Source organism: Actinophytocola sp. (assembly GCF_045807065.1).
GTDB lineage: Bacteria > Actinomycetota > Actinomycetes > Mycobacteriales > Pseudonocardiaceae > Actinophytocola.
The window spans coordinates 1-25,492 of the sequence record NZ_JBJMIE010000296.1 but is presented as its reverse complement, the minus strand read 5'-3'; the positions used below and the strand labels follow the sequence as shown (position 1 = coordinate 25,492).

Here is a 25,492-nt window from a genome sequence, read left to right as displayed (position 1 = left end):
GGTCCGCCGGGTGCCGTCGGCGTCGGTGACCTTGACGCCGACGGCACGGCCGTGCTCGATGACCACGCTGGTCACCAGCACCTCGGACTGCAACTCCAGCGTCGGGAACGCGAGGCGGTGGAGGTAGCCGCGTGCGGCGCTGTAGCGCAGGCCGCCGGCGGCGTTCTGCTGCATCCGGCTGACGCCCTCCTGCGACTCGGCGTTGTAGTCGTCGAGGACCGCGCAGCCGATCGTGTCGGCGGTGGCCTGGAGGAACTGCAGCGACCCCTCCTGCGGGATCTTGTTGCGCGTGACCTGGATCGGTCCGCCCGCGCCGCGGAACGCGTTCTCCCCGTCCTCGAAGTCCTCCATCCGCTTGTACGCGGCGTTCACGCTGTCCGCGTCCCAGCCCACGTTGCCCTCGGCGGCCCAGGAGTCGTAGTTGGCGCGGTTGCCCCGGACGTAGACCATGCCGTTCACGGAGCTGGAGCCGCCGACCACCTTCCCGCGCGGCACCGGCATCGCACGGCCCAGGAGGTGCTTCTGCGGCACGGAGTAGTAGCCCCAGTCGACGAGCTTCTTCAGCTGGGGCACCGAATGCAGCGGACCGATCATCCCGGGCTTCGTGACCAGCAGCCGCTCGTCGGACTTACCGGCCTCGAGCACGATCACACTCGCGCCCGACTCGGCCAGCCGGCCCGCGATCGCGGCTCCCGAGCTGCCCGACCCGACCACCACGTAGTCGGCCTCACTGGCACGCGGCACCCTCTTGGCCATACCCCGCTCCTCGATCCACCACCCGGGCCACAACTGTAACCTGTTCTAGTTCTGCTGGACCAGACGCCGGGTGATGGCGTCACCGGATGCGGGCACCTGACTACACGAGACGACCTGGAGGCGGCCACGTCAACCGGGCCTCGTCGCGCTCCGGGGAGTATCCACCGTCGGCTGGCGGGGGCATGCCAGCCGGAACCGTTCACCCGCGGCTGGGCGGCCTACGCCGCCGACCCGACGAGGACGTCATCGTTCTCAGGTTCGCCTGCGCGCGCCCCGCACACCCAACACGACCATCAACGCACCCACGACCACCACCGCCACCCCGATGACGAGCCACATCGACGAGCCCGACATGGCGCTCCCGCCGAGGACACCACTCCCCTGCAACGCCCAGACACCACCGAGCAGCACGGCCACGACGCCGACGATCATCAGAGCGCGATTCCTCACGCTCCCAGTCTCCCCGATCCCGGCGCGGACAACCAGAGCCAACCGCCCCCTTTGTCCGCACCGCTGCCGCGGCGAAACGGCTGGCATCCCGCGCGGTGTGCTTCGTTCCGGGCTCCGGCGCGACGTGGTGATCGTGGGGTGGGCATACCGCCAACCTCAGGCGCGCAGCGACCGGAACGCCGAGCGGATTTCCCTGGCGAGGATCTGTGGCTGCTCCCAGGCGGCGAAGTGGCCGCCCCGGTCGACCTCGTTCCAGTAGATGAGGTTGCCGAAGGTCTGCTCACCCCAACTCCGTGGGGCGCGGTAGATCTCGGCCGGGAACACCGTGACGGCGACCGGGACGGCCGGGATGTCCACGGCGTCGAACGGGCCGCCGCCGGCCTGGGCGCCTTCCCAGTAGGACCTGGACGAGGACGCGCCGGTGTTGGTCAGCCAGTACAGGGAGATGGCGTCGAGCATCTCGTCGTACGAGAGCACCTTCTCGGGCTCGCCGCCGCTGTCGGTCCACTCGGCGATCTTGTCGTAGTAGTACGCCGCCATCGCGACGGGCGAGTCCGCGAGGGCGTAGCCGATGGTCTGCGGGCTCTGGTTCATCATCGCGGCGTAGCCGAAGCCGTCACGGTAGAAGTGCAGCAACCGGTCGTAGGCGACCTTCTCCCGTTGGGACAGCGTCGGGGGCGCGGGGTCGAAGTTGCGCAGCTGCCGGATGACGGCCGGCGGCACGGTCCCGGGCATGTTGACGTGGATGCCGAGGAGCCCGGCGGGGTTCTGGACCGCGAGCACCTCGGAGATGATCGCGCCCCAGTCACCGCCCTGGGACACGTACCGCGGGTACCCGAGGCGCAGCATGAGCTGGTGGAAGGCGCGGGCGATGCGGGCCGGGTTCCACCCGGTCGACGTCGGGTTGCCCGAGAAGCCGTAGCCCGGGATCGTCGGGAGGACGAGGTGGAAGGCGTCCTCGGCGCGGCCGCCGTGCGCGGTCGGGTTGGTGAGCGGTTCGATGACCTTCAGCAGTTCGACGATCGAGCCGGGCCAGCCGTGCGTCATGAGCAGTGGCAGGGCGCCGGGGTGCGGCGAAGGGATGTGGGCGAACTGGATGTCCAGCCCGTCCAGCTCGGTGACGAACTGCGGCAGGGTGTTGAGCCGCGCCTCGACCGTGCGCCAGTCGTAGCCACGACCCCAGTACTCGACCAGTGGGCGGACCTTCGCCAGCTGGGCGCCCTGCGAGCGGTCGCCGACCGTCTCCCTGTCCGGCCATCGCGTCATCCTCAGCCGCTGCCGAAGATCGTCGAGCTGCCGTTGCGGGACCCTGATGCGGAAGGGCCGGACGCCGGTGATCTTCTCCGGGACGGCGGCCGGGGTGCTTGCCGCCGCCTGCGCCCGCCCGGACATCCCGAGCTGCGTGGTGACGACGGCACCGGCGGCGAGCCCCAGGAACAGACGGCGACCGGTATTTTCGCTCGTACCCATCGGAACTCCTTGTCTCGGCCGTGAGCGACGGCTCGCACCTGGGGCCGGTCCAACGGCTGCTACCGGTCACGGTCGCCCGTCGACCGGCCGCTTCGCGCCGGTGGAAGTCCCTGGTCCTCGCGCGCGCCACCCGGCGGCCCGGACCAGGGAGGTTGACGGGTGCGAGAGACCTCCCGCGCGCGCGACCGTAGGCCGAGACGGTCGCGTGACCTGTCCGGCGAAGGAGCGTCATCGATGGACAACGGCAAGCTGCCCGGCGGGATCGACCGGGGTCGGCGCGGGTTCCTCAGGATCGCGGCGGGCGCCGTCGCCGCCACCCCACTGGGCCTGCTGGGCAACGAGCCCGCGCCGGCCGGTGCGGCCACGACCGCACGCCCGGGCAAGCCTGCCGACGCGGGTGCGGATCACGCGGTGTTCGGTCCGGTGAAGCAGGTCAGGGCCGGGGTGCTGAGCGTCGGCTACGTCGAGGCCGGTCCGGCCGACGGCCGCCCGGTGGTTCTCCTGCACGGCTTCCCCTACGACATCCACAGCTACGTCGACGTCGCGCCGTTGCTGGCGGCCGAGGGCTACCGGGTGATCGTCCCGTACTTCCGCGGCTTCGGTACGACGACGTTCCTGTCCCCGCACACGCCCCGCGACGTCGACCAGGCCGCGTTCGCGCTCGACATCCTCGCCCTGATGGACGCGCTGGGGATCCGCGAGGCCGTCCTGGCCGGCTACGACTGGGGATCCCGCACCGGCGACATCATCGCCGCCCTCTGGCCGCACCGCTGCAGGGCCCTGGTCTCGGTGACCGGCTACCTCATCACCAACCTGGCCGCCAACAGGAACCCGCTGCCCCCCGCGGCGGAGAACGCCTGGTGGTACCAGTACTACTTCACCACCGAGCGGGGCGTCCTCGGACTCACCGAGAACCGCTACGAACTCGGCCAGTTCGTGTGGCGGTTCAACTCCCCGACCTGGACCTTCCCCACCGAGACCTACGACGACACCGCGGCGGCCTTCACCAACCCGGACTTCGTCCCGATCGTCATCGGCAACTACCGGTGGCGCCTCGGCCTGGCACCGGCCGAACCCGAATACGCCGCCCTGGAGCGACGGCTGCAGTCAGCCCCGACCATCGCCGTGCCCACGATCACGATCGACGGCAGGTACGACCCGTTCACCCCCGCGGGCAACGGCTCGGCCTACCGCGCCAAGTTCACCGGCAGGTACGACCACCGCGTCCTCGACGTCGGCCACAACGTGCCCCAGGAAGACCCACACGGCTTCGCCCGCGCTGTCGTCGACGCCGACCACCTCTGACCGGGTGACCGCGCGGTGGCTGGCTGGCGTTCTCGCGCCGGCCTGGCCAGGAGGTCTCGGGCGAGCGGGACCGGTGCTTCGACGTCGTCGTTCAGCACACCGTGCGTCGTGTCGGTATCGCCGCCGTCGGGTAGGTACAGCGGTGCACCGGTGACGCGCCGGTGGCGATGACGTCGCAGTCGTCGCCCAGCTCGTGCTACCACGTCTGGTTGCCTGCGCGGATCAGCATCTCGTTGACGGCGACCCGCCGCTCCCGGGTGACGACGTAGGCGATCGCGTCCGCGATGTCTTCCGCTCGCAGTGGTTCGATGCCGTCGACCTGGCGGCGGGCCGCGTCGCGGGCCGCGTCACCGAGGTGGTCCACCAGTTCGGTGTCCACGGTGCCGGGCGCCACCACGCTGACCCGGACCCGTTCGCCGAGCAGTTCCTGGCGGAGCGATTCGGCGAAGCCGTTCAGGCCGAACTTGGTCAGGTTGTAGACGCTGCTGCCCGGCCGGGCGGCCCGTCCGGCGGTCGAGCCGATGTTCACCAGGTCCGCCACCTGCCGGCGGGAGGTCGCCGCGGCGTCGATCAGGTACGGGACGGCGGCGTGCGTGACGTGCAGCAGCGCCGCCACGTTGAGCGAGATCATCCGGTCCCACTCCTCGACGGTGGTGTGCAGCGCCGAGTTGAGCAGCATGACCCCGGCGTTGTTGACCAGGACGTCGAGGCGCCCGAACCAGTCCACCGTGTCCTGGACCGCGCCGCGGGCGCGTTCCGGGTCGGTGAGGTCGGCCGCCAGGGCGACCGCGCGGCCGCCCGTGGCCGCGATGTCGCCCACGACCTGGTCCAGGCGGTCGCGGCGACGCGCGACCAGGGCGACCGCCGCACCCTCGCAGGCGAGCCGGCGTGCGGTCGCGGCGCCGATACCGCTGCTGGCGCCGGTGATGAGCGCGACGGCTCCGTCCAGCGGCTGGTCGGCCATGGCTGCGTCGTCCCTCGGTGTCAGTGGGTGCTCACGTCGGCAGTTCGGTTCCGGCCTGTTCGCGTACCAGGTAGTCGGCGTACCAGTCCGGCCAGTCGGGGTCCTCGGCGCCGGTACGCGCTTCGTGCTCGCCGTGTGCGGCCGCGGCGCGGCGCAGCGCGGCCGCGAGGTCGGCCGTCGAGCTGAACGCGGTGACCGAGGGGTCCAGCCGTCCCGGGAGCCGGGTGGTGATCTCCTGCAGCACCCAGCCGTTGCCGTCCGGGTCGCTGAACGACAGGAACGAGCGGTAGCTGCCGCGCTCCGGATCCGGACCGGGTACCCGCGCGTCGGTCCCGGCGTGGTGGAAGATGCCGCCGGCGTCGTGGAACACCTCGCCCGGGTCGGCGCCCAGCCGCTTCAACTCCTCGTGCGCGGCATCGATGTCGTCGACGATCAGGTACAGCCCCTGGGCCGAGCCCGGCGCCTGGGACGTGACCGACGTGCCGAAGATGACCGACGCCGGCGAGCCGGGCGGGGTCACCTGCACCACCCGGAAGTTCTCGTCGGGGGCGACGTCGGCGTCGAGCCGCCAACCCAGCGCCGTGTAGAAGTTCTTGGCGCGGTCGACGTCCGAGACCGGCACCACGACGACTTCGAGCTTCATGTCCACGGCGTGCGCCTCCTGCGGCTCGTACGACTCCGACGGAACGAGACTCGCGCGAGCGGCCGGGAGGTCGCATCAGGGAAACACCCTGGAGTACGGGACCGGCGCGCCTACCCCGGTGCGGACTCGTACTCCCCCCGGGGCAGGGCGTCCCGCAGCTGTCTGCGGGAGCTGATCCCCAGCTTGACGAAGATGCTGCGCAGATGCCACTCGACCGTCCGCGGGCTCAGGAAGAGCCGGGTGCCGGCTTCGGGATTGGACAGACCGTCCCGCACGAGCAACGCGATCTGCCGCTCCTGCGCCGTCAGCGCGGCACCCGAGGAGGCCGCGACCGTCCGCTTGCGGACGGTCTCACCCGTCGCGAGAAGCTCACGGCGGGCGCGCTCGGCGAACGCCTCCATCCCGATCAGGGTGAACATCTCGTGCGCCGTGCGCAGGTGGTCCCGCGCCTCGACGCGCCGGCGCTCCCGGCGCAGCCACTCGCCGTAGAGCAGGTGAGCGCGTGCCAGCTCGGGACGCAGCCGCGTCCGGCCCAACCGCTCGACGGCCTCGTGGTAGAGGTCGTCGGCGCCCCGCCCGGTGCCGACCAACGCCCGGGTGCGCGCCTCGATGCCGGCGGCGAAGTCGGTGCTGAACGGCTGTGTCGCCTCGATGAGTCGCTCAAGGGCGTCGCGCGCGAGGTCGGTCTCGCCGACGCGAGTGGCCGCCTCGACCATCTCGGGCAGCAGCCAGGTGGACAGCCAGGGCTCCGCGAGGTGCGCGGTGGCCTGGCTGGCGCGCATCGCCTCCGGGTAGCGGGCGAGGCCGTTGTAGAGGACGGCGGCCGCCCAGTTCGCGGCCGTGATGCCCATGCCGAAACCGGCGGCGGCCGATCCTCGCAGCGTGGCGGCGATCAGTGCCGTGGTCTCGGCTTCCCGGCCCCGCAAGGACAGCAGCCGCAGCGCGGAGTACGGCGGCACCGGGTTGCCGGTCGCGGCGGCGACGGCCTCGCCCTCCGCGATGGCCGCGGCCGCGCCCTCGAAGTCACCCACCGAGGACAGGGCGTAGCCCCACGTCGACAGGTGGTACGGCAGTTCCCGGAGCGCGGCGGCATCGCGCACGAGCCGGACCTGCCGCGCGTAGATCGTGCGCATGCCTTCGTCGTCCCAGATGGCGGCGCTCGCGCCCGTCGCGATCCACCCCCAGCGCAGCACATCCGCCGCGGGAAGGTCGGTGAGGACCGCCGCGGCCTGCCGCAGCGTCGCCGCCGCGGCCGCCCGGCCATCCGTGACGAGGAGGGCGAAGCCGTCGAGGAGCAGCTCCAGCGGACCGGGGCTGTCCGGCGACGGGAGCGTGTGGACGGCACGCGAAACCGCCAGGAGGGTGCCCTGGTCGGCGATGCTGACGGCCATCCCCCACGCGGTCAGGTAGGTCTCGCGCGCGAGCCGCAGGTTCGAGGGTGCGAGCTGACCGGCGGCGTCGAGCAGCAGGGTGACCGCGTCGGCCCCGCCGCCGGAGGCGAACGCGACCTGACCGCGCAGCACGCCGGCCCGGCCGTCCTGGCACCCGTCGAGTGGGCCGGCGCTGACGGCGCTCACCAGCCGGCGCACGTCGTCGAGCTCGCCGGCCTGCAGGCTCGCCTCCGCGGCCGCCAGCATCCGGTCGGCGCGCGGCGAAGGGTCGGCGGTCAAGGCGGCGGAGCGCTGGAGGAAGGCGGCTGCCACGGCCATCCCGCCGCGTGCCTGGGCGCGGAGGGTGGACCGTTCGAGTTCGGCGGCGACGGCGTCGTCCGGGCCGACGGTGGCGGACGCGAGGTGCCAGGCACGCCGGTCCGGTGCGTCCCGGGGGTCGGTGACATCCGCCAGCGCCAGGTGGACCGCCCGGCGATCCCCCGGCTCCGCCGCCCGGTAGACGGCCGACCGCACGAGCGGATGCCGGAACGTCACGCGCTCGTCGATCGTCAGCAGTCCGTCCGTGCCGCCCGCGAGTGCCGCCGCGGGCGTGACATCGAGCCGCTCGGCGGCACGTCGCACCAGCACCGGGTCGCCGACCGGCTCGGCGGCGGCGACCAGCAGCATCAGCCGGGTCTGCGCGGGCAGCTCCCGGATCCGGTGCAGGAAGCTCTCCTCGATCCGGCCGGGCAGCGTGTCGGCGTCCAGCAGACCGAGCCCGCCGGCCATCTGCGTCACCGTCAGCCCACGGGGCAGCTCGAGCAGAGCGAGCGGATTGCCCCTGGTCTCCGCCACGATCCGATCGCGGATGTGCTGATCGAGCCGGGCGTAGGTGACGGAGCTCAGCAGGGCGTGTGCGTCGGCGTCGGAAAGCCCGGTGACCTCCAGCTCCGGGAGCCCGCGCAGCTCCGGGTTCGGCAGCCGGGCGCCCAGGAGCAGAACGATCGACTCCGCCAGCAGCCGCCTGGCGACGAAGCCGAGAACCTGCGCCGAGGCCCGGTCCAACCACTGGGCGTCGTCGACCACGCAGAGCAGCGGTCCCTCCGCCGAGACGCCCGCCAGCAGGCTCAGCACCGCCAGCCCGACCAGGAAGTGATCGGGCGAGGTTCCCGCCCGCAGCCGGAACACCGTCTCCAGCGCGTCACGTTGCGCGCCCGGAAGACCTTCCACCCGGTCAAGCAAGGGGGAACACAGCTGGTGCAGCGCGGCGAAGGCCAGCTCCATCTCGGACTCGGACCCCGCGGCGCGCACCACCCGCATGCCGGTCGCCGAGCCTTCCGCATAGCGCAGGAGCGCCGACTTCCCGACCCCGGGCGCACCCCGCACCACGAGCACGCGGCTTTCACCGGCTCGCAGCGCGGCGATCACCCCGTCCAGAAGAGCGCATTCCGCACCCCGCCCCAGCAGTCCGACGCTCCCACCCTGCCCCGAGCCACGACGCCGTTGGTCCACCGTTGTCCGCCTTCGTCGCGGTCGTTGTTCCAGAACAACTCGTACCGCCCGGCGCGGGTCACCCCGTAGCTGCTATCTGCGGGAGGGGTTTGACGTCTCGGCGAAAACCTTGCGCAGGGGCCACCCCACCGTACGCGCGCTCGGCGGGAGCCGAGCCCCGTTCTCGGACTGGATCACCGGAGCGCGCCCTCGCCCCTGCCCGTCCGTCACCGGTCGGCTTCGTCGATCAGGCGCCGGTGCAGTTCGGTGGTGAGGACGTGGATCGCCCGGGTCAGTTCCGTGTTGGTCTTGAGTTCCTGCTCCTGTTCGGTGAAGTCGTGATCGGCCTTGGCCTGTTGGAACGCGGCCTGGCGGTTCTGGCCGATCATGACGAACGTGGACAGGAAGATCGCCTCGAGGGACACGATCAGGGTCAGCGTCGGCCACGGGTTCGACTCGATGAACAACATCCAGACCGCGAACAGCACGGCATGGATGTAGACGAACGGCATGGAACCGGCGAACGCGGTGATGGCGTCGGCGATGCGCAGCTGGAGATCGGCGCGACGCTTCGCCCAGTGCGCCATGACGACGGGATGGTGCGGACGACTGTTCGCAAGTTCAGGCTGCACGTCTTCTCCCGGAGTCGAACATCGGAGCCGGAACGGCTGCTCCGTGCTCGGTACACCTCACTACACGCCATGGCACACCCGACGACAAGCAGGCCCGGGAGCCGTTGGACCGGACCTCGAACGCCTCGGTGGCCGACGACAGCGCGGGATGACAGCGCGGCGTGTTGCGTATCGTGCCGCGGTGCCCAGGATCGAACGACTTCGGCTCGACCACGCCGCTGCCGTGCTCGTGTTCGAGCGGGAGAACCGCGCCTACTTCGCGGCGTCGGTGTCCGACCGTGGTGACGACTACTTCGCGGAGTTCCAGCGGCGGTTCCGCGGCCTGCTCGCGGAGCAGGAGGCCGGTGTGTGCCATTTTCACGTGATCGTCGGCGACCACGGTGCGGTGTTGGGCCGGGTGAACCTGGTCGACGTGGCCGACGGCCGCGCCGAGCTGGGGTTCCGGGTCGCGGAGAAGGCGGCGGGCCGGGGACTGGCCACTGCCGCCGTGCGCCAGGTGTGCGCGACGGCCGCGCGCGACTACGGGCTGCGGGGCCTGCGGGCGTCCGCGGCAGCCGACAACGCCGGGTCCCGGGCAGTGTTGCGCCGCGTCGGGTTCGTCCCGACGGGCGAGGAGGTCCTCCTGGCCGGCCGCCCCGGACATCGTTACCTGCTGTCGCTGGCGACCGCTGAGGAGCGCTGACCCGCACAGCCAACACCCTCAGCAGCGTCGGCGCGCTCGACACCAGGGCAGGCGAGGACCCCCTGGGGACCGACGCACTGGTGATTGCACCGATGACCACAGCCGCCCGGCCGACGCATGCTGTCCGCACTGGCCAAGCGCACGAGGAAGTGCCGACGCGGTCCGCGCCGGGGCTTCCACCGTCCGGTGAGCGCCCGCCGGGTGCCTCTCGAGCCGGACGTGTCGCGCGCGGCGGGAACTGCTGTCCATCCCTGCAACGAAAGGCAGTAACGTGCGCGTTCTCCCATCCAGACTCCGCGGGATCGTGGCCAAGGCGGTCGTCGTCGCCACCTTCGTCGCCGGTGCCGGCGTGGCCGTCGCCGCGGCACCGGCCGCCGCGGCCTCGTGCACCGACATCAACGTCGTCTCCGCCCGCGGCACCGGTGAGCCCGGCGTCCTGGGCATCATCGTCGGCGATCCGGTGTACTCGGCTCTGCGCGGCAAGATCACCGGGCGGTCGCTGAGCGCCTACGCGGTGAACTACCCCGCGGACATCTCCGCCGGGTCGGCCTCGCTCGGCAACGCCGACCTGGTCAACCACGTCACCAGCCAGGCCGCGTCGTGCCCGAACCAGCGCTTCATCCTGGTCGGCTACTCGCAGGGTGCCAACGTGGTCGACAACTCCATCGGGATCAGCAGCCAGGGCGCCGCTGTCGGCGGCCCGATCGTCGCGCAGATCCCGGCGTCGATCCAGCCGAGGGTGGCCGCGATCCTGTTGTTCGGCAACCCGATCCGGGCGATCGGCAAGAGCGTGACGGGCACGTACGCGAGCCGGACGCTGGACCTCTGCGCCCAGGGTGACCCGGTGTGCGGCAACGGCGTCGACGTGACGGCCCACCTGACCTACGGGCGCAACGCCGACCAGGCCGCCACCTTCGCCGCCGGCAGGGTCTGAACGGTTCCCCCATGTGACGGGCCTCGGCCGAAATGGCGGGGGCCCGTCCGCGCTATGTCCGTGCCGCGCGGCGGGCGACCAGCTCGGTGCGGGACCGGACCCCGATCTTGGTGAAGATGTTGCGCAGGTGGTACTCGACGGTGCGCGGGCTCACCGACATGCGGGTGGCGATCTCCCGGTTGGTGGCGCCGTCGAGCACGTACTCGACGATCCGTTCCTGTTGGGGCGTCAGCTCGTGGTCCCGGTCCGGCGGTCCCGGCGGCACCTGCTGGCCGGCGGCGCGCAGCTCGGCGCGGGCCCGCTCCTCCCACACGTCGGCGGCGAGCTGGCCGAACATCTCCACGGCCAGCTCCAGGTACCGGCGGGCGTCCCTGGGCCGGCGGAGCCTGCGCAGGTGCTGGGCGTACAGGAACAGGGTGTGGGCGTGCTCGAAGTCGTGGTCGGTGCTGTTGTGGTGGCGCAGTGCCTGCTCGAAGTGGGCCAGGGCCTCGTCGCCGGTCTCGGCGAGCAGCGCCCGGCACCGCGCGGCCAGCGCCAACGCCCAGTCCTGGCCGACCCGCTCGGCCCAGCGCCGGAACACCGCGGCCGTGGTCCGTGCGTGGGTGAGGTTGCCACTTCGGACACAGGCGAGGACGTACGGCGGGATGCACACCAGGGCGATGCTGGGATGGCCACGGCCGGGTCCCGCGTGCAGGAGCCGGTACAGGCGCGCCTCCGCCTGCTCCCACCGACCGTGCGTCACGTCCAGCAGTCCCACGGCGCAGGTCGCCATGGACGCGCCCAGGCCCAGGCCGTGTTCGCGGGCGTAGTCCAGCGCCTGCCGGCTCCGCGTGAGACACGTCTGCTCGTCACCGTTGATCGCCGCGAACACCGACGAGTAGGCGGTGAGGTGGCAGACGACGTTGTCCTGGCCGGTCCGGCGGGCGAGCAGCAGCCCTCGGCGCACGTTCGTCTCGGTGGACGGCCGTCGACCGCCCCAACCTTCCGAGTACAGCTGGCTTTCCAGTGCCTGCGCGACCAGCGTGTGCGCACCGCGTGCCGCCGCGATCGCCGCCGCCCGGTCGGCCAGCGCGTGCGCCGTCGGGGCGTCACCGATGTGCAGGGCGCCGTTGCTCGCGCAGATCAGCAACGCGGGATCGTCGGTGTGCTCGGCCGCGGCGGTGACCGAGCGGAGCAGGACGATGCTGTCCGGGGTGCGGCCACCCAGCGCGGCGGCGTTGCCGGTCAGGTACTTCACGGCCAGCGTCCACTCCGCCGCTGACATGCGGCCGGTGGCGGTCGGCGGCAGGTCGCCCGCGCGGCGCGCCGCTTCGGCGAGGCGGCGCGGGTCGCCGGCGTACACGGCGGCGCGGCCGGCGGCGAGCAGCGCCCGCAACGACTCGTCCGGCCGCTCGTCCCGCAGCCGGTTCGCGGCGGTGAGCAGCCGTTCGTACGCGTCCAGCACGGTGCCCTGCTGCACGCCGACGACGCCGCGCAGGAACTCCCGTCGACCAGCCAGAACCGGCTGCTCCGCGGTCGGTACCGAGGCCCGTGCCACCATGGCCAGGGCCGCCACGGGCCAGCCGGCGAGCCACGCGTCCTGCGCGGCCGTCGTGTACCGCCGCGCCGCCACCGCGGCGTCGGTGGTGAGCTCGGCCAGCCTGGCCATGGTCACGGCGGCTTCCTCGAGCCCGTCGTGGCGGCGCGCGGTGACCACCGCCTCCGCCAGTTCGGTGAGCACTCGCTGGTCCGCGCCCGTCATGGCGTGGACCTGGTGCCGGACACGGTGGCGCACCAGGACTTCCGCCAGCGCACGGTGGACGGCGCGGCGGGACGCCAGATCCGCGCTGTGGTAGCAGGCCGACCGCGCGACCGGGTGCCGGAACACGATCGCGGAGTCGCTAAGCAGAGCGATCCCCGCGGCCTCGGCGGGCGTAATCGCCGCCAGTCCGGTGTCGACGATCGCGGCCGCGTCCGCGAGAACACTCGGGTCCAGGTCGTCCTCGGCGGCCGCGAGCAGCAGCAGACGCCGGCAGTCCTGGGGCAGGGCGTGGACCTGGCGGGACCACAGCCCGGCGAGCCGGCCGTACAGGGGCAACGGCCGAGGCAGCGGTTCCGCGCCGCAGAGCTGCCCGGCCGTGAGACCGCGGGCGAGACCGAGCAGCGCCTCCGGGTTGCCTCCGGTGCCGGCCGCGAGCTGCTCGGCGACCACGGGGGCGACGAGGTGCCTGGCATGCGTGTCGAGCAGTGCCCGGCACTCGTCCAGGTCGAGGCCGTCGACGACGCGCACCGCCAGCTCGTGGGCCAGCGGCTCGGCCGCGACGTGGCGGCCGGCCACGGCCAGGAGCACGCCCGTACCACCGACGCGGCCGGCGAGGAAGGCCAGCACCGCCTTGGACCGCGCGTCCAGCCAGTGCGCGTCGTCGACCCGCAACAGCACGGGCGCCCGTCTGGTCAGGGCCTCCACCAGGGGTCCGCACAGCGCGTCCACGTCCGCCAGGTCGAGATCCTCCCCGAGGGGAAGCAGGAGTCTTCTCACGCCACTGAGCGGGAGGTCCGACTCCGCTTCGACCGCCCGGCTGGACAGCACGGTGAAACCGCTCGCGGCACTCGCCAACAAGCCCAGCAGAGTGCTCTTCCCGGAGCCCGGCTCGCCGACGAGAAGCACGGCGGCGCCCCTGCCGGCCCGGGCACCGTCGACGAGGGCCCGCAACTCGGCACGATCCGCCCGCCCGTGGTCAGGAGCGGGGAACGCCGCGAGCGGGTCAGTCCCCAACACACGCCAACGTTACCAACAGTTGCCTGTTCGTAACACCATGCTGCGGGCAGCGTCTCGGCGAGTGGGGACGCCGGCGTCGCTCCTGCGTGGACGATCCGGTCCAGGCGGCCGCGAAGAGCGTTGACGTCGAGCGGACCTGCCCCTAGCCTGCGTGAGAGCGCTCTCACGCCCGTCGGACCGCCCACCCTGCACCGGGAGGTCCCGAGTTCTCCACTGCCCTCGCATGCCTGCGGTCGCATCCGCGCACCACGAATTGAAACGTTCTAATCACAGGAGGTAGTCAATGCGGACAACCAGCCTGGTGAGTGCCTTACTTCTGGTAGTTCTGGCGACGGCACCCGCGCAAGCCCGAACGGACAGCCATCCGGTGCCCGCGGCCCTGGCCGCCGTGGCGGCGCCGCCCGGCGCGATCGAGGCGTTGAACCTGTCGCCGACCTCCCGGACCGTGCGGCCGGTCGCCGTCCAGGGCACCTCCGGATCGGTGACGAGCCCGCAGAACGTGCTGTCCGGGCAGGCGACCCGACTTTCCGGGACGAACTCGTCGATCACGGTGGACTTCGGCAAGGAGGTCGGCGGTATCGCGACACTCTCGTTCGGCGCCACCAGTAGTAGCGGTCAGCGGGTCGGACTCGCGTTCACCGAGTCGTCCCTCTACATCGGACGGACGAGTGACGCCAGCAGCGGCGGCAACGCCGATGGCGCGATCTACGGAGACGCCCCGACGAACGGCACCTACGTCATGCCGGCGGCGAGGCTGCGTGGCGGGTTCCGGTATCTGACGATCTTCCTGAACACCGCGGGATGGGTGGATCTCACCGGTGTGTCACTCAGCTTCACGCCCGCACCGGGCAAGGCGAACCCCGCCGCCTACGCGAACTACTTCTACTCCAGCGACAACCTGCTCAACCGGATCTGGTACGCGGGTGCCTACACCGTGCAGACCAACATCATCGCGAGCAACCAGGGCAGAGCGTGGCCGCCGCCGGCGTCCGAATGGGACAACAGCGCCGTGGTCGGCGTGGGCAACTCCGTGCTCGTGGACGGCGCGAAACGCGACCGGACCGTCTGGCCGGGTGACCTCGGCATCTCGGTCCCGACCGCCTACGCGTCGACGAACGAACTGGAAGCGACCCGCAACGCACTGTCCACCATGTACGGCGCGCAGGACGCCAGCGGGGAGATCCCCTGGTCCGGCCCGGTGTTCAACCTCAAGGGCTCGGACACCTACCACACGTGGACCCTGCTCGGGACGTCCCTGTACTACACCTACTCCGCCGACCGGGCCTGGCTCGACTCGGTGTGGTCCAACTACACCCGCGGCATGCAGTTCATCGTCAACAAGATCGACACCAACAACCTGCTCGCCGTGACCGCCACCCAGGACTGGGCGCGCGCCGGGCAGGGCGGCGAGAACATCGAGGCGAACGCACTGCTCTACGCCGCACTGAGCGGCGGCGCCTACCTGGCGACGGTCAAGGGGGACAACGGGTTGGCGGCCAGCTACGCGAACAGGGCCGCCGCGTTGAAGACCGCGGCGAACGCCCGCCTGTGGGACGCCGGCGCGGGCCTGTACCGGGACAATCCCACCAGCAACCTGTATCCGCAGGACGGCAACTCGCTCGCGGTCTGGTACGGCCTGACCGACACACCGGCGAAGGCGACCAGCATCTCCCAGCGGCTCAGCACGCGCTGGAACGCCTTCGGCGCGACGACGCCCGAGTGGGGCGGCGGCGTGCACCCCTTCGCCGGCGGCATGGAGGTACACGCACACTTCGCCGCGGGCGACGACTTCACCGCCCTCGCGCAGATCCGCCGCACCTGGGGCTACATGCTGGACAGTCCGATCGGCACGAAGAGCACGTTCTGGGAGGGCATCAACGCCGACGGCAGCCTCGCCTACAGCGGGTCGTTCATGAGCCTGGCACACGGCTGGTCGACCGGACCGACGTCCGCGCTGACCTTCGACGTGCTCGGCACGGCACCGGAAACGCCCGTGGGGCAGTACCGGTTCGTGCCCCATCCCGGTGATCTGACCAGTGCCGAAGGCCGCATCACGCTGCCACAGGGACCGCTGGACGCGGCCTGGTCCCGCAATCCCGGCGCCGGCACCTACACCGCCCGGCTCACCAGTCCCGGCGGCACGACAGGCCGGATCGGCGTGCCCAAACTGGGCGGCACCAACGTGTCGGTGTCGGTCAACGGCGGCGTCGTGTGGAGCGGCAACACCTTCACCCCTCGCCCGGGGATCGGCGGAGCCGCCCAGGACGGCAGCTACGTGTATCTCACCGGGGTCACCCCGGGCACCTACGACGTGACGGCCACCGGACTCGGCAACCCCACCGCTCCGCCACTGCCCACCGCCGGTGGACTTCCGGCCGGGTTCACCCACTGCGCCACCGAGAACGGCCAATGCGTCTTCACCGGCACCCGCAGCGTCGCCTACGGCGCCGGGACCTACACCTTCAGGACCGCGACCTCCTCGACCGCCTGCACGAACGAGGCGTTCGGCCTCGACCCGGCCGCCAACCTGCTCAAGTCCTGCTATGTGGCGCCTCTGGGCGGTCCGGCCGGGTACACGCTGTGCGCGGCCGAGAACGGCACCTGTTCGTTCACCGGCTACGGCCGCACCGTCGCCTACGGCGCGAACGGCGCCTTCAGCTCCCGGGTGTTCGCCACCAGCACACCGTGCACGAACGCCGTCTTCGGCGACCCGATCGGCAACGTGGCGAAATCCTGCTACCTCGCGACGGCCGGACCACCCGCCGGAGGCTGGACCCAGTGCGCGGCCGAGGGCGGCACGTGCCCGGCCGTCGGCGGCCAGGCGGTCGCGTACGGCGCGTACGGCGCGTTCCGGTACGCCACCGCCTCGGGAACCGTCAGCTGTTCCAACGCCGCCTTCGGCGGTGACCCGATCCCCGGCGAAGCCAAGGCGTGCTACACCGTGGACGGCAGCCCACCCGGCTACTCCACCGCGTGCGCCGGTGAAGGCGCCACCTGCGGGTTCACCGGTCAACGCACGGTGGCCTACGGCGCACGAGGCGCGTTCGTCTACCGGTCGTTCACCGGCGGAACACCCTGCACGACCACGGCATTCGGCACCGATCCACTGAACGGGATCGCGAAGTCCTGTTACCTGACACCGTAACCCGGTCTGTCCACGATGCCGGCCGGGTCGCCGAACCGGCCGGCTCACCAGCCACAACCCTCGGCACGCCACAGGTATGGCACCTTTGAGCAAGATGGGAAGAACCTGGCGGCCGTTGTCCACACGAAACCAACGGAGATACCGGCACCGGGGCGGTGGCCGCCGTAGAACGAGCGTGCCAGGCTGGTGTTTGGGGTGAGGGAGGAGACCCGTCGGGGTTGCGGTGTAACCGACGGCCTGGTTCCGCGCGACTATGTGACAGGTAGGAAGCCCCGGAGAAGGAGTGCTGTGGTGGCGGATGAGTTGCCGGTCGTGACGGTCGACTGGGCGCCGGTCGATGGGGAGAAGGGCGTGTTCGGGCGGACGCGGGACGCGGTCGCGCAGGTCAGCTCGGTGGGTGCGGCGCAGCTGGCGGCCAACATGACACGACTGTGCCGGCAGGTCGGGGCGGTCTTCGCGGAGGCGTCCGCCGCGACTGAGGGGCTGGAGCTGAAGTCGGTCGAGGTGACCGTCGAGGTCACCGCCAGTGGGGAGCTGCGGCTGGTCGGCGCGGTGTCGAGCCAGATCAAAGGTGGGATGAAGCTCGTGTTCACCAGGCCGGAGACGCCGCGTTCATGAACGTCGGCGTCGCGGTGGGGTGCTCTCGGTACGACGATCCGAGGATCGCCGACCTGAAGTACGCCCACGAGGACGCCAACCGGATCGCCGCGCTGCTGTCGGAGGTCGTCGGCGTGCACGAGGACGCGCTGGTCGTGCTGCACGACGGGATGGACGAGCCGTCCCTGCGGCCGACCAGGGCCAACCTGATCCGTGAGCTGGTGCGGCTGTCGCGGTCGCTGACCGAGCCGGTCGACGTGCTGATGTTCTTCTTCAGCGGCCACGGGTTCCACTCGACGGCCGACGGCAGCGAGTACCTCCTGCTCGCCGACTCGATCGACGAGGTGCTCGAGGAGACGTCGGTGCGCTTCGAGCTGGTGCTCGAACTGGTCAGGGCGGTGAAGGCCGACCACGTGGTGCTGTTCCTCGACGCGTGCCGGGCCGCCGCATCCGGTGGCAAGAGCGTCGGCGCGGGTCGCGCCCCGGTCCAGGACCTGCACCCGACGGGCATGGTGTCGTTCACCTCGTGCGAGCCGGGCTCGCTGTCCTACGAGGCCGACGAGCTCGGCAGCGGGGTGTTCTCCTCGGCACTGCAGGAGGCGCTGAGCGAGGTCGGGCGCTGCGTCACCGTCGAGGAGTTGAGCCGCTACCTCCGCGACGTCGTCCCGCGCCTGGCGCGGCGGACCGGCAAACCGGTGCAGGTCCCGCACACCCGCATCGAGCCACTGGAGCTCAAGGACCTGGAGCTGGTGACGCCGGGCGTCCGGAACTCCTGGTACGCGCACACCCGGGTGGGCGAGGAGCTGCGCAGAACCGCGGTCCACCGCATCGACCTGGCCGCGGACGAGGATCCCGTGGTCGCCATCGACTTCGGCACCACCTACTCGGCGATCGGCGTCGCGCGGTCCGACGGCACCGTCGACTACGTACGGCGCGCGGACGGGCAGGTGCTGGTGCCGTCGGTCGTGTCGTTCACCGACGAGATGGACTACCTGGTGGGCGCGCGGGCGGTCGAGGCGGAGCGGCACCGGCCGGAGCGGACGGTCAACAACGTCAAGCGCCAACTCGGCACCGGCAGGCTGCTCAGTGTCGGGAACCAGTCGCTGACCCCGGAACTGGTCGCCTCGCTGGTCATCCGCAGCCTGCGCGACGACGCCACCGCGGCCACCGGCGTCACGGTGCGCCGTGCCGTCGCGGGCTGTCCCGCGAACTTCAGCGGCCGCCAGAAGGCGGCGCTGCGGCAGGCGTTCGAGCTGGCCGGGCTCGAGGTCCTGCGGATCGTCGGGGAACCGAACAGCGCGGGAATGCTCCCGTTGTCCGAGAACGGCGAGGAGCAGACCTGCCTGGTCGTCGACCTCGGCGGCGGCACCGTCGACATCGCCCTCATCGAGGTCGGTGACGGCGTCGTCGAGATCCGGTCCGTCGCCGGCAACAACGAGCTCGGCGGGCTGGACTACGACCAGGCCATCCTCGGCGTCGTCCGTGCCAGGCTCGTGCGCGGGCACCCCGGGCTGGTGCTCTCCGACCAGGCGATGGTCGAACTGCGCAGGGAGGCGGAGCGGGCCAAGCGGCTGCTGGGCACCCGCGAGGAGGCGGTGATCGTCGCCCGCGACCTCCCGGTCGACCACGGGCTCGAGGACGTCGAGCTGGTCCTCACGCGGGACGACGTGCGTGCCGCGGTCCGCCACCTCGACGAGGAGATCACCCGGTTGATCCGCATCGTGCTCGGTGGCCGGCAGCGGGACGGCAGCTGGGTGTCGGTGGCCTCACAGGACATCAGGAAGGTGGTGTTCAGCGGGTCCGGCGGGAAGATGTTCACGGTGCGTGAGGCGGTGCGGGCCGCGGGTGTGACCGGTGAGTTCTTCGACAGGTACCAGGAGCTGGCCGTGGTGCGCGGCCTCGGCACGCAGGCCGGTGTCCTCACCGGCTCGGTCAAGGAGGCGCTGCTGCTCGACCTGACACACCGCCCGTTCGGGTGCCACGTCGAGTCCGCCGGCGGCGACCGGTACCGGAAGACGAACACGCCGGAGAACGCCGTGTTCACACCACTGGTCGACCATTCGGTCACCATCCCCACCCTGGCGACCCGGGCCATGACCTTCGTCGGCTCCCCCGGCGAGCCACTCACCCTGCCACTGGTGGAGCAGTCGCGTGCCGGCGGCTCGGTGCTGCCCGCCGGGACGCTGCGGATCCCCCTCCCGGGCAGCGCGGTCACGGTGGAGCTGAGGGTCGACATCGACGCCGACGGCACCATGTGCCTCGAACTGGACGACCTCACGAACAGGACGGCCCGCGCCTACTACCCGGACGAGCGGGCCGCCGGCGGCTACCGGACGGAGCACCGCATGCGTCTGCTCGCCGAAGGCTGGACCCTCCACGAGCCACGACACCTCTCACCCACCTCGATCACCGACGACACCGCCCCCGCCCCGGGAGAAACACTCGCGACGGTCGACACCGACGCCGAGCTGGCCTCCGTCGCCGACCAGCCCGTCGCCCGCGGCTACCTCCTCACCGGACTCGGCCGGGCCGGCGAAGCACTCGGGCAGCTCGTCCCCATGCTGGCCGAACGTCCAACCTACGAGTTCCGGGTACCGGAGGTCTGCACGGCGGTCTGCGTAGCGCTCGCCACGCTGCCCCCGAAGTACCGGCAGGCAGGCATCCGCGCGGTGCTGGACAGACTGGTCCACACCACCACCCAACGAACCTACGACGCGAAGACCGACCCAGGACTCGCGCTCTGCGTGGACCGCCTGACCGCACTGGGTCCGGCCGAGGAGATCACCCGGTTCACCAACCACCTCGCCGCCATGCGGTCCGCCTGACCACCATCGAAATCCCTGTCGTGGCGGTTGTGTCGCCGCTGGTCAGTTCGGGGCGTGCATGGGTGTGTTGGTCGCGCGGCGGGGTGTGCCGACGAGCCATGCCAGGGCCAGCATCGTCACCGCGAGGAACAGGTGTAGCCAGTTGTCCGCGCTGTTCACCGGGACGACGTTGGCGCCGGACCCGTGGTCGACGAGAAGCCCGTACAGCCACAGCGCCGCGTACACGCCGCCGCCACCCACCAGGAAGATCCTGGCCGTCCTCGGGGACCTGGCCAGCACCAGGCCGAGGAGGCCGAACGCGAGGTGGACGAGGTTGTGCAGAACCGAGACCGTGAAGACGCCGAACAGCAGCGCACCCGAGTGGTGTCCGGCGAACGTCATCCGGTCGTGGTCGGTGGTGATTCCGGGGATGAACCCGGCGACGCCGACCAGGAGGAAGACGCCGGCAAGCACCAGCGTGACGAGCTCGCCCGGTTCCCGCCGGTGCAGCGGCGTCATCGTCTCGGGTATCGACGTGCGCTCCATGGCCGGCGGTTACCCGGCGGGGTGCACGCCAACCGTTTGTCGGCGCCGAGGTGCGCGGTTGGGTTCGCTGGAACCGGGCACCCGTCCGTATGGCAGATGACCGAGGACGTACCGAGCACACAGAAGAGCCTGCCGAGGGCGACCGCGAGCAAGGCGAAGAGGCTGAGGCCCGCGTACGGGAACAGCAGGAGAACGACGAGGAATGACCGGAGGCCCGCCAGCACCATCGGTGTCGTGAGCCATGCGTCCGGTGTGCGCGCCGCCCGCCGGATGAACAGCCGCCGCCACCCAGTCCGGGAACCGGTGCGCCTGTCCGAGGCCACCCCTCACGGCCTCCGGACGTGCTGGGCTCGCCCTCCGCTTCGACACCCGCACCGCGCCGGCCGAGTCGGCGCGGTGCGGTGTTCGTCCGCCATCCGCCCGGGTAGACGCTCCTCGCGTCGAACAGCGGCGCTTGCCACCCCATCGGGTGATGTAACCCATCGATCTCCACATCACGTCCGCTGCGGCAGATCCGTCGGCGAGTTTGGGTGTCGGCACGGAACACTCCGTCGGCCGGGCAGCGAGCCGACACGCGAGGATGAGGTGGCCGGGTGAGTCATCACGGCCCCGGCCGCCTCGTCGCGCCAGCTGTGCGCACACGGTTGGGACGGATCGGTGCATCCCCTGCCGCGGGGGTAGCGTTGAGACAGCGGGCCGGTCGATGGCTGCGGTACCTGCCGGTTCGTGAGGTGGCTGGGATGGTCGCGGCCCTGGCCTTCAGCAGCGTAGGGCCAGCATTCCGGTTACCGTCATGACTGAACGTGGCTGCCGTGGAACGATCGAAGTGGACCAACGGAGACTTAGCGTGCCAGACGATGACTGGAACCGGGACAAGGCCGAGTTCGTGGCCGAACCGCCGGACGCACCGCACCCGGCGTTCGGTGACTCGGACCACAGCCCGCTCGCCAGGCAGCTTTCCGCACTGACCAGGACGCTGCTGCGCACCGATACGGTGGCCCACGCCCTCGACCTCGTGGTGCGCACCACCCACGCCATCGTCCCCGACGCCGACCTGGTCAGCGTCACCCTGCGTTCCTCGGACGGGCGGCTGCACACTCCCCTGAAGACCGACCCGCTCGGCGGCGAGCTCGACGAGCTGCAGAACATCTACGGCGAGGGGCCGTGTCTGGAGGCCTCACGCCAGGACGGCATCGCCTACACACACAGTGCCGACCTCGCCGCCTCGCCCGACTGGCCACGCTTCGGGCCGGCCGCCGCCGACCGCGGCTACCTCTCCGTGCTCTCCACCGCGATGGTGGCCGACGCCCGGCCCCCGCGCCTGTCCGGCGCCATGAACATCTACTCCCACGACCCCGGCAGGCTCGGCGACGAGATGACCCGCGACCGCGCCCTGCTGCTCGCCACCCACGCCTCGCTCGCCGTGGCCCACACCGAGGCGGTCCGGCTCGCCGAACTCCGCGAGGCGCAGCTGCGCCGGGCACTCGAGACCCGCGACGTCATCGGCCAGGCCAAGGGCATCCTCATGACCCGCCGCGGCATCAACGCCGACGAGGCGTTCGACCTGCTGCGCCGGACCTCCCAGGACCTCAACGTCAAGCTGGCCGAGCTCGCGCACACCCTGGCCACCAGGCACACCGAGCTCGACCTGCCCCAGCGCTGAGGCGCTGTCCGGCACCGGGTTCCGGCCGGGGCCGGACGCACCGCCCGCGGCGGTTCGACCGGCCCCGTTCACGCCGATGTCCCGGCCCGAGGCCGGATGTGGGTCGTGGTGCTCGCCGACCGTCGCATCACCGGCCTCGGTGCCTCGGCCTCACACCGGACGGCAGACCGGCGACGCGTCGCATACCCGCCGCTCCCGGTCACCGTCGACCGTCGAGGAGTCCCGTGGCGCGGGTATCAGCGGGAGCACCTGGGCCAGCCCCGCGACCGTCACCACCCTCCTGACGAGGTGGCCGCCGATCACCTGCAACCGGGTGCCCCGCACGGCACACCGCTCACGGTGGTCGAGGAGGACGGTGAGCCCCGCGGACCCGATGAAGGTGACCCCCGTGAGGTCGAGGACCACTGCCGCGGGCGGCACCACGACCGCCTCGGCGAGCCGGAGCTGCGCGCTCAGCAGGGGTGCGGTGACGAGATCGACCTCACCGAACACGCGCACGACCACCGCGTGGCCGTCCACCGTCCGATCGATCCACAGCAGATCGGACCCAACGAAGTTGCCGACGTGATTCGTCTGTGACACGGGGAGCCTCCAGCCGTCAACGTGGTGCGCGGCCTCGACGGGCCGCAGTGACGTCGGGCTGGAGTTTCAACCCGCTCGAAAGAACCAATCTTAACCACGGTCGGCGGCGCGCACGTCACCGACCCTCCGACGGAGGGCCGCGGCTCGGGAAGGTCCGGGTGCCGCAACCGGTCTACTGTCGCAGGTATGGGCATCGTGGCGGTAAACGCCGCTGGGACAGGGGGGGCGCGGTGGACCAGATCCAGCAAACGTCGACCGCGCTGGCGGAGTTGACGGACTCCCTTCGTCCTGAAGAGCCACGTGAGGTGTTGCTGGCGCGGGTCGCCTCCCGGGTCGTGGCGTTGATGCCCGACGCCGACGCCGTCACGGTCACGCTGCTCGCCGACGGGCGGCCGAGCACGGTGGCGGCGACCGAGCAGTCCTTGGTGCGGTTGGACGAGGCTCAGTACGCCGCCGAGGACGGACCTTGTCTCGAGGCGCTCCGCAAGGAGGCACCCGTTCAGGCCGGCCCGGCCGAGCTGAGGGAGCGCTGGCCCGCGTTCGCGGAGCTGGCGCAGGAGGCCGGGGTCGGCACGTTGCTGTCGTGTCCGCTGTTCCTGCCCGCCGACGGCGCCGTCGCGAGCCGGCGGGCCCTTGACCACCGGCTGTCGGGCGCGCTGAACGTGTGGAGCTTCCGGCAGGGTGCCTTCGCCCCGGTCGAGTACGCGCTCGTGGCGATGTTCACCTCCGCGATGTCGTCGATCATCCTGACCGCCGCCCGCTGGACAGCCGCCCAGCGGCAGGCCGACGGACTCCTGACCGCCCTCGAGACCCGCGACGCCATCGCCACCGCGAAGGGCATCGTCATGGTGCGGCGCGAACTGAGCATCGACGACGCGTTCCAGTGGCTGGTCGACGCGTCCCAGCGGACGAACCGGAAGATCCGCGACCTGGCCCTGCTGATCATCGACGAACCCGCCCTCGTCGGCAGCTCGTCGTGACCGCCGACCCGGCGCGACCGGGCACGTCCACAGTGGTGGCTCGTGAACACCGTCAGCCGCTCGGGTGCTGACGGTCCGCGGAGGTCCCGTGTCATCGACTCGGCCAGCGCCGACGGGTTCGCCGCTCGGTGTTCGCCCCGCCACCGCGGGAGGCGGTCACCGGGCGTGCACGCCCACCGCGGGAGGCGGTCACCCCGCGTGCACGCCACGCGCCAGGGCAACCACGCTCCGTCAGCGTCGCCGCGCTGCCGGTCGTCCACCACGGCCTGTCACTTTGTCGCCCGGGCGCCGCCCCGTACTCAGCTGATGGTGGCGAGCAGGTCGCGGCAGGTCTGCTCGCAGGCCCGGCAGGCCTCGGCGCAGATCCGGCAGTGCTCGTGCATCTCGGCGTGGCTGCCGCATTCGTCACCACAGGACCGGCACACCGTGGCGCAGGCCGCCAGCAGCGAGCGGCTGATGTCGGCGTCGTAGCCGGTGTGCCGGGAAAGCACGCGGGCAGTCGCGGCGCACACGTCGGCGCAGTCCAGGTTCGTGCGCACGCACTTCCTCAGGTCCGCGACCGACTCCTCGGAAAGACACGCGTCGGCGCACGACGTGCACGCCTCCGCGCAGGCGATCAGCGCGTCGATCGCGGCCGCGAGCTTCGCCCGGTCGAGGTTGATCCCGGCGGGGTAGGTGTCGAGCATCGGCATGGTCGTGCTGGTCACGAGCGAGTCCCTTCCTGGTTTCAGCGGAGCCGGACCGGTCCGGCGTCGACGGGCACGCGGAACAGGCGGTACGGCTTGCGCCGCAGGTCCTTGCCCCGCTGGTACTTCGCCTGCCGGTGCAGCTGGTTCGCGGTGACGCAGAGGTAGCCGTCGGCGACGGACCTCCTCGCGTGCGACTCGTCGGCGGGACGGGAGATCACGCGTCCTCGCGGTCGGGATTCTCCAGCCGGAAGAAGTTGCTCGGTGATCCGTCGCTGCGCTCCTCCTGGTAGATGAAGTTGAGCCGGCGCTGGTCGAAGGTGGCGAACCACTCGTCCCAGTCGACGTGCCGCAGCGTGTCGCCGCCGTAGCCGGGGAAGTCGAACCGGAGCACGCCGAGGTGGTCGTCGTGTTCGGTGCCCGGTACCGTCGCCGGCGCCGCGTCGCGCTTCTCCGCCCACTGGCGGATCACGTCGTGGTCGGTGGTGACCAGGCTGCGGCCCGGGCGCTCCGGGTCGTCGTCGGTGGACGTGATCTCCTGGGAGTACTTCAGGGACTTCGACGTGCCGGGGCCGGTGCGGACACCACCACCCTCGTCACCGCTGCCACCGGTGCCGGCTTCGTGACTGTCCTGCGTCGCTCCCGCCACGGCGTGCACGAGCTCGTCCTTGCGCATGCCGGAGGCACCGGAGACGTCGAGCTCCCTCGCCTTGTCACGCAGCTCGTCGACCTTCAGCTCCCGCAGCGCGGACTCGCTGACGTCAGGTGTGTTCGGGGTCTGGTTCCCGCGTTGTTCAGCCATGCCATCCGCGTACCCACCGACCACGCGGGTATGCGACCCGTCCGGCTGACACCGCGGGAGCGGGGAACACCGGACGGCAGGGTCTACCGCGCCGGCTACCGGTCCTCGTCGCGCCGCCCGCCGACCTCGCGCGCCTTCTCGCGTTCTGCCATTCAGACACCTCGCCACATGTGTTCGAGCTACTGCTCTGCCTGTGGCCGGTGCAGGAGGCGTGCCAGAGTTCATGGACGCC

At 71.5% G+C, this 25,492-nt stretch carries 21 protein-coding genes; 8 read left to right on the top strand and 13 right to left on the bottom strand.

The annotated features are described in order from the left end of the window. The 3 genes from ACJ73U_RS17195 to ACJ73U_RS17185 form a co-directional block, all read right to left on the bottom strand. Nucleotides 1-756: GMC family oxidoreductase (locus tag ACJ73U_RS17195; RefSeq protein WP_407778644.1), on the bottom strand; the 756-nt coding region annotated here is incomplete at its 3' end. A gap of 252 nt (nt 757-1,008) precedes the next feature. Further along, a complete protein-coding gene (locus ACJ73U_RS17190) occupies nt 1,009-1,206 on the bottom strand; it encodes a hypothetical protein (RefSeq protein ID WP_407778643.1) in 198 nt (65 codons plus the stop codon). A gap of 156 nt (nt 1,207-1,362) precedes the next feature. Next, on the bottom strand, nt 1,363-2,676 hold the full coding sequence (locus ACJ73U_RS17185; RefSeq protein WP_407778642.1) for an epoxide hydrolase family protein: 1,314 nt from the start codon (nt 2,674-2,676) through the stop codon (nt 1,363-1,365). Nucleotides 2,677-2,910: 234 nt separating this feature from the next. On the opposite strand from ACJ73U_RS17185, the gene ACJ73U_RS17180 reads away from it, so the two are divergent. Then, on the top strand, nt 2,911-3,981 hold the full coding sequence (locus ACJ73U_RS17180; RefSeq protein ID WP_407778641.1) for an alpha/beta fold hydrolase: 1,071 nt from the start codon (nt 2,911-2,913) through the stop codon (nt 3,979-3,981). Between the two features lie 196 nt (nt 3,982-4,177). Here the strand turns inward: ACJ73U_RS17180 and ACJ73U_RS17175 are convergent, their stop codons facing one another. From ACJ73U_RS17175 to ACJ73U_RS17160, 4 genes are all read right to left on the bottom strand, one after another. Next, entirely contained in the window at nt 4,178-4,945 is a 768-nt protein-coding gene (locus ACJ73U_RS17175; protein ID WP_407778640.1) for an SDR family NAD(P)-dependent oxidoreductase, read from the bottom strand. 31 nt (nt 4,946-4,976) lie between these two features. Further along, nucleotides 4,977-5,588, bottom strand: coding sequence for a VOC family protein (locus ACJ73U_RS17170; RefSeq protein ID WP_407778639.1), 612 nt, complete (start codon nt 5,586-5,588; stop codon nt 4,977-4,979). A gap of 110 nt (nt 5,589-5,698) precedes the next feature. Beyond that, on the bottom strand, nt 5,699-8,470 hold the full coding sequence (locus ACJ73U_RS17165; RefSeq protein WP_407778638.1) for an ATP-binding protein: 2,772 nt from the start codon (nt 8,468-8,470) through the stop codon (nt 5,699-5,701). Between the two features lie 206 nt (nt 8,471-8,676). Next, entirely contained in the window at nt 8,677-9,081 is a 405-nt protein-coding gene (locus tag ACJ73U_RS17160; RefSeq protein WP_407778637.1) for a DUF1003 domain-containing protein, read from the bottom strand. Between the two features lie 181 nt (nt 9,082-9,262). On the opposite strand from ACJ73U_RS17160, the gene ACJ73U_RS17155 reads away from it, so the two are divergent. Together ACJ73U_RS17155 and ACJ73U_RS17150 are read left to right on the top strand one after the other, a co-directional pair. Beyond that, nucleotides 9,263-9,763 (top strand): GNAT family N-acetyltransferase, encoded by a 501-nt coding sequence (locus ACJ73U_RS17155; protein ID WP_407778636.1) that lies wholly within the window; start codon nt 9,263-9,265, stop codon nt 9,761-9,763. A gap of 304 nt (nt 9,764-10,067) precedes the next feature. Then, nucleotides 10,068-10,697: a cutinase family protein gene (locus ACJ73U_RS17150; RefSeq protein WP_407778635.1), complete on the top strand. Its 630-nt coding sequence runs from the start codon at nt 10,068-10,070 to the stop codon at nt 10,695-10,697. Between the two features lie 52 nt (nt 10,698-10,749). On the opposite strand, the gene ACJ73U_RS17145 is transcribed toward ACJ73U_RS17150, so the two are convergent. After that, complete coding sequence (locus ACJ73U_RS17145) at nt 10,750-13,455, bottom strand: LuxR C-terminal-related transcriptional regulator (RefSeq protein WP_407778634.1); 2,706 nt, start codon at nt 13,453-13,455, stop codon at nt 10,750-10,752. 301 nt (nt 13,456-13,756) lie between these two features. Here ACJ73U_RS17145 and ACJ73U_RS17140 point away from each other — a divergent pair, with 301 nt between their 5' ends. From ACJ73U_RS17140 to ACJ73U_RS17130, 3 genes are all read left to right on the top strand, one after another. Continuing rightward, entirely contained in the window at nt 13,757-16,600 is a 2,844-nt protein-coding gene (locus tag ACJ73U_RS17140; RefSeq protein ID WP_407778633.1) for an MGH1-like glycoside hydrolase domain-containing protein, read from the top strand. 291 nt (nt 16,601-16,891) lie between these two features. Then, nucleotides 16,892-17,218 carry a hypothetical protein gene (locus ACJ73U_RS17135; RefSeq protein ID WP_407778632.1) on the top strand — a complete coding sequence of 109 codons (327 nt, stop codon included), beginning with the start codon at nt 16,892-16,894 and terminating at the stop codon, nt 17,216-17,218. Continuing rightward, complete coding sequence (locus ACJ73U_RS17130; protein WP_407778631.1) at nt 17,215-20,022, top strand: Hsp70 family protein; 2,808 nt, start codon at nt 17,215-17,217, stop codon at nt 20,020-20,022. Before ACJ73U_RS17135 ends, ACJ73U_RS17130 begins: the two co-directional genes overlap by 4 nt. A gap of 42 nt (nt 20,023-20,064) precedes the next feature. Here ACJ73U_RS17130 and ACJ73U_RS17125 read toward each other — a convergent pair whose 3' ends face one another. Beyond that, the gene (locus ACJ73U_RS17125; protein WP_407778630.1) at nt 20,065-20,547 is read right to left on the bottom strand and encodes a DUF4383 domain-containing protein; all 483 of its coding nucleotides are present in this window, start codon (nt 20,545-20,547) and stop codon (nt 20,065-20,067) included. Between the two features lie 793 nt (nt 20,548-21,340). On the opposite strand from ACJ73U_RS17125, the gene ACJ73U_RS17120 reads away from it, so the two are divergent. Further along, nucleotides 21,341-22,210 carry an ANTAR domain-containing response regulator gene (locus tag ACJ73U_RS17120; protein WP_407778629.1) on the top strand — a complete coding sequence of 290 codons (870 nt, stop codon included), beginning with the start codon at nt 21,341-21,343 and terminating at the stop codon, nt 22,208-22,210. 150 nt (nt 22,211-22,360) lie between these two features. On the opposite strand, the gene ACJ73U_RS17115 is transcribed toward ACJ73U_RS17120, so the two are convergent. Beyond that, nucleotides 22,361-22,792, bottom strand: a complete 432-nt coding sequence (locus ACJ73U_RS17115; RefSeq protein WP_407778628.1) for an STAS domain-containing protein — start codon at nt 22,790-22,792, stop codon at nt 22,361-22,363. Nucleotides 22,793-23,022: 230 nt separating this feature from the next. Here ACJ73U_RS17115 and ACJ73U_RS17110 point away from each other — a divergent pair, with 230 nt between their 5' ends. After that, the gene (locus ACJ73U_RS17110; protein WP_407778627.1) at nt 23,023-23,772 is read left to right on the top strand and encodes a GAF and ANTAR domain-containing protein; all 750 of its coding nucleotides are present in this window, start codon (nt 23,023-23,025) and stop codon (nt 23,770-23,772) included. 299 nt (nt 23,773-24,071) lie between these two features. Here ACJ73U_RS17110 and ACJ73U_RS17105 read toward each other — a convergent pair whose 3' ends face one another. The 3 genes from ACJ73U_RS17105 to ACJ73U_RS17095 are packed head-to-tail and all read right to left on the bottom strand — an operon-like array spanning nt 24,072 to nt 25,260. Then, nucleotides 24,072-24,479, bottom strand: a complete 408-nt coding sequence (locus ACJ73U_RS17105) for a four-helix bundle copper-binding protein (RefSeq protein WP_407778626.1) — start codon at nt 24,477-24,479, stop codon at nt 24,072-24,074. A gap of 20 nt (nt 24,480-24,499) precedes the next feature. Then, the gene (locus ACJ73U_RS17100) at nt 24,500-24,679 is read right to left on the bottom strand and encodes a hypothetical protein (RefSeq protein WP_407778625.1); all 180 of its coding nucleotides are present in this window, start codon (nt 24,677-24,679) and stop codon (nt 24,500-24,502) included. Continuing rightward, on the bottom strand, nt 24,676-25,260 hold the full coding sequence (locus ACJ73U_RS17095) for a Rho termination factor N-terminal domain-containing protein (protein WP_407778624.1): 585 nt from the start codon (nt 25,258-25,260) through the stop codon (nt 24,676-24,678). Before ACJ73U_RS17095 ends, ACJ73U_RS17100 begins: the two co-directional genes overlap by 4 nt. Nucleotides 25,261-25,492: the final 232 nt, after the last annotated feature.

Bases quoted from the DNA above. Each gene is read 5' to 3' on its own strand.
- ACJ73U_RS17185 (WP_407778642.1), bottom strand. From the start codon at position 2,676: ATGGGTACGAGCGAAAATACCGGTCGCCGTCTGTTCCTGGGGCTCGCC.
- ACJ73U_RS17180 (WP_407778641.1), top strand. From the start codon at position 2,911: ATGGACAACGGCAAGCTGCCCGGCGGGATCGACCGGGGTCGGCGCGGG.
- ACJ73U_RS17175 (WP_407778640.1), bottom strand. From the start codon at position 4,945: ATGGCCGACCAGCCGCTGGACGGAGCCGTCGCGCTCATCACCGGCGCC.
- ACJ73U_RS17170 (WP_407778639.1), bottom strand. From the start codon at position 5,588: ATGAAGCTCGAAGTCGTCGTGGTGCCGGTCTCGGACGTCGACCGCGCC.
- ACJ73U_RS17130 (WP_407778631.1), top strand. From the start codon at position 17,215: ATGAACGTCGGCGTCGCGGTGGGGTGCTCTCGGTACGACGATCCGAGG.
- ACJ73U_RS17125 (WP_407778630.1), bottom strand. From the start codon at position 20,547: ATGGAGCGCACGTCGATACCCGAGACGATGACGCCGCTGCACCGGCGG.
- ACJ73U_RS17120 (WP_407778629.1), top strand. From the start codon at position 21,341: ATGACTGAACGTGGCTGCCGTGGAACGATCGAAGTGGACCAACGGAGA.
- ACJ73U_RS17095 (WP_407778624.1), bottom strand. From the start codon at position 25,260: ATGGCTGAACAACGCGGGAACCAGACCCCGAACACACCTGACGTCAGC.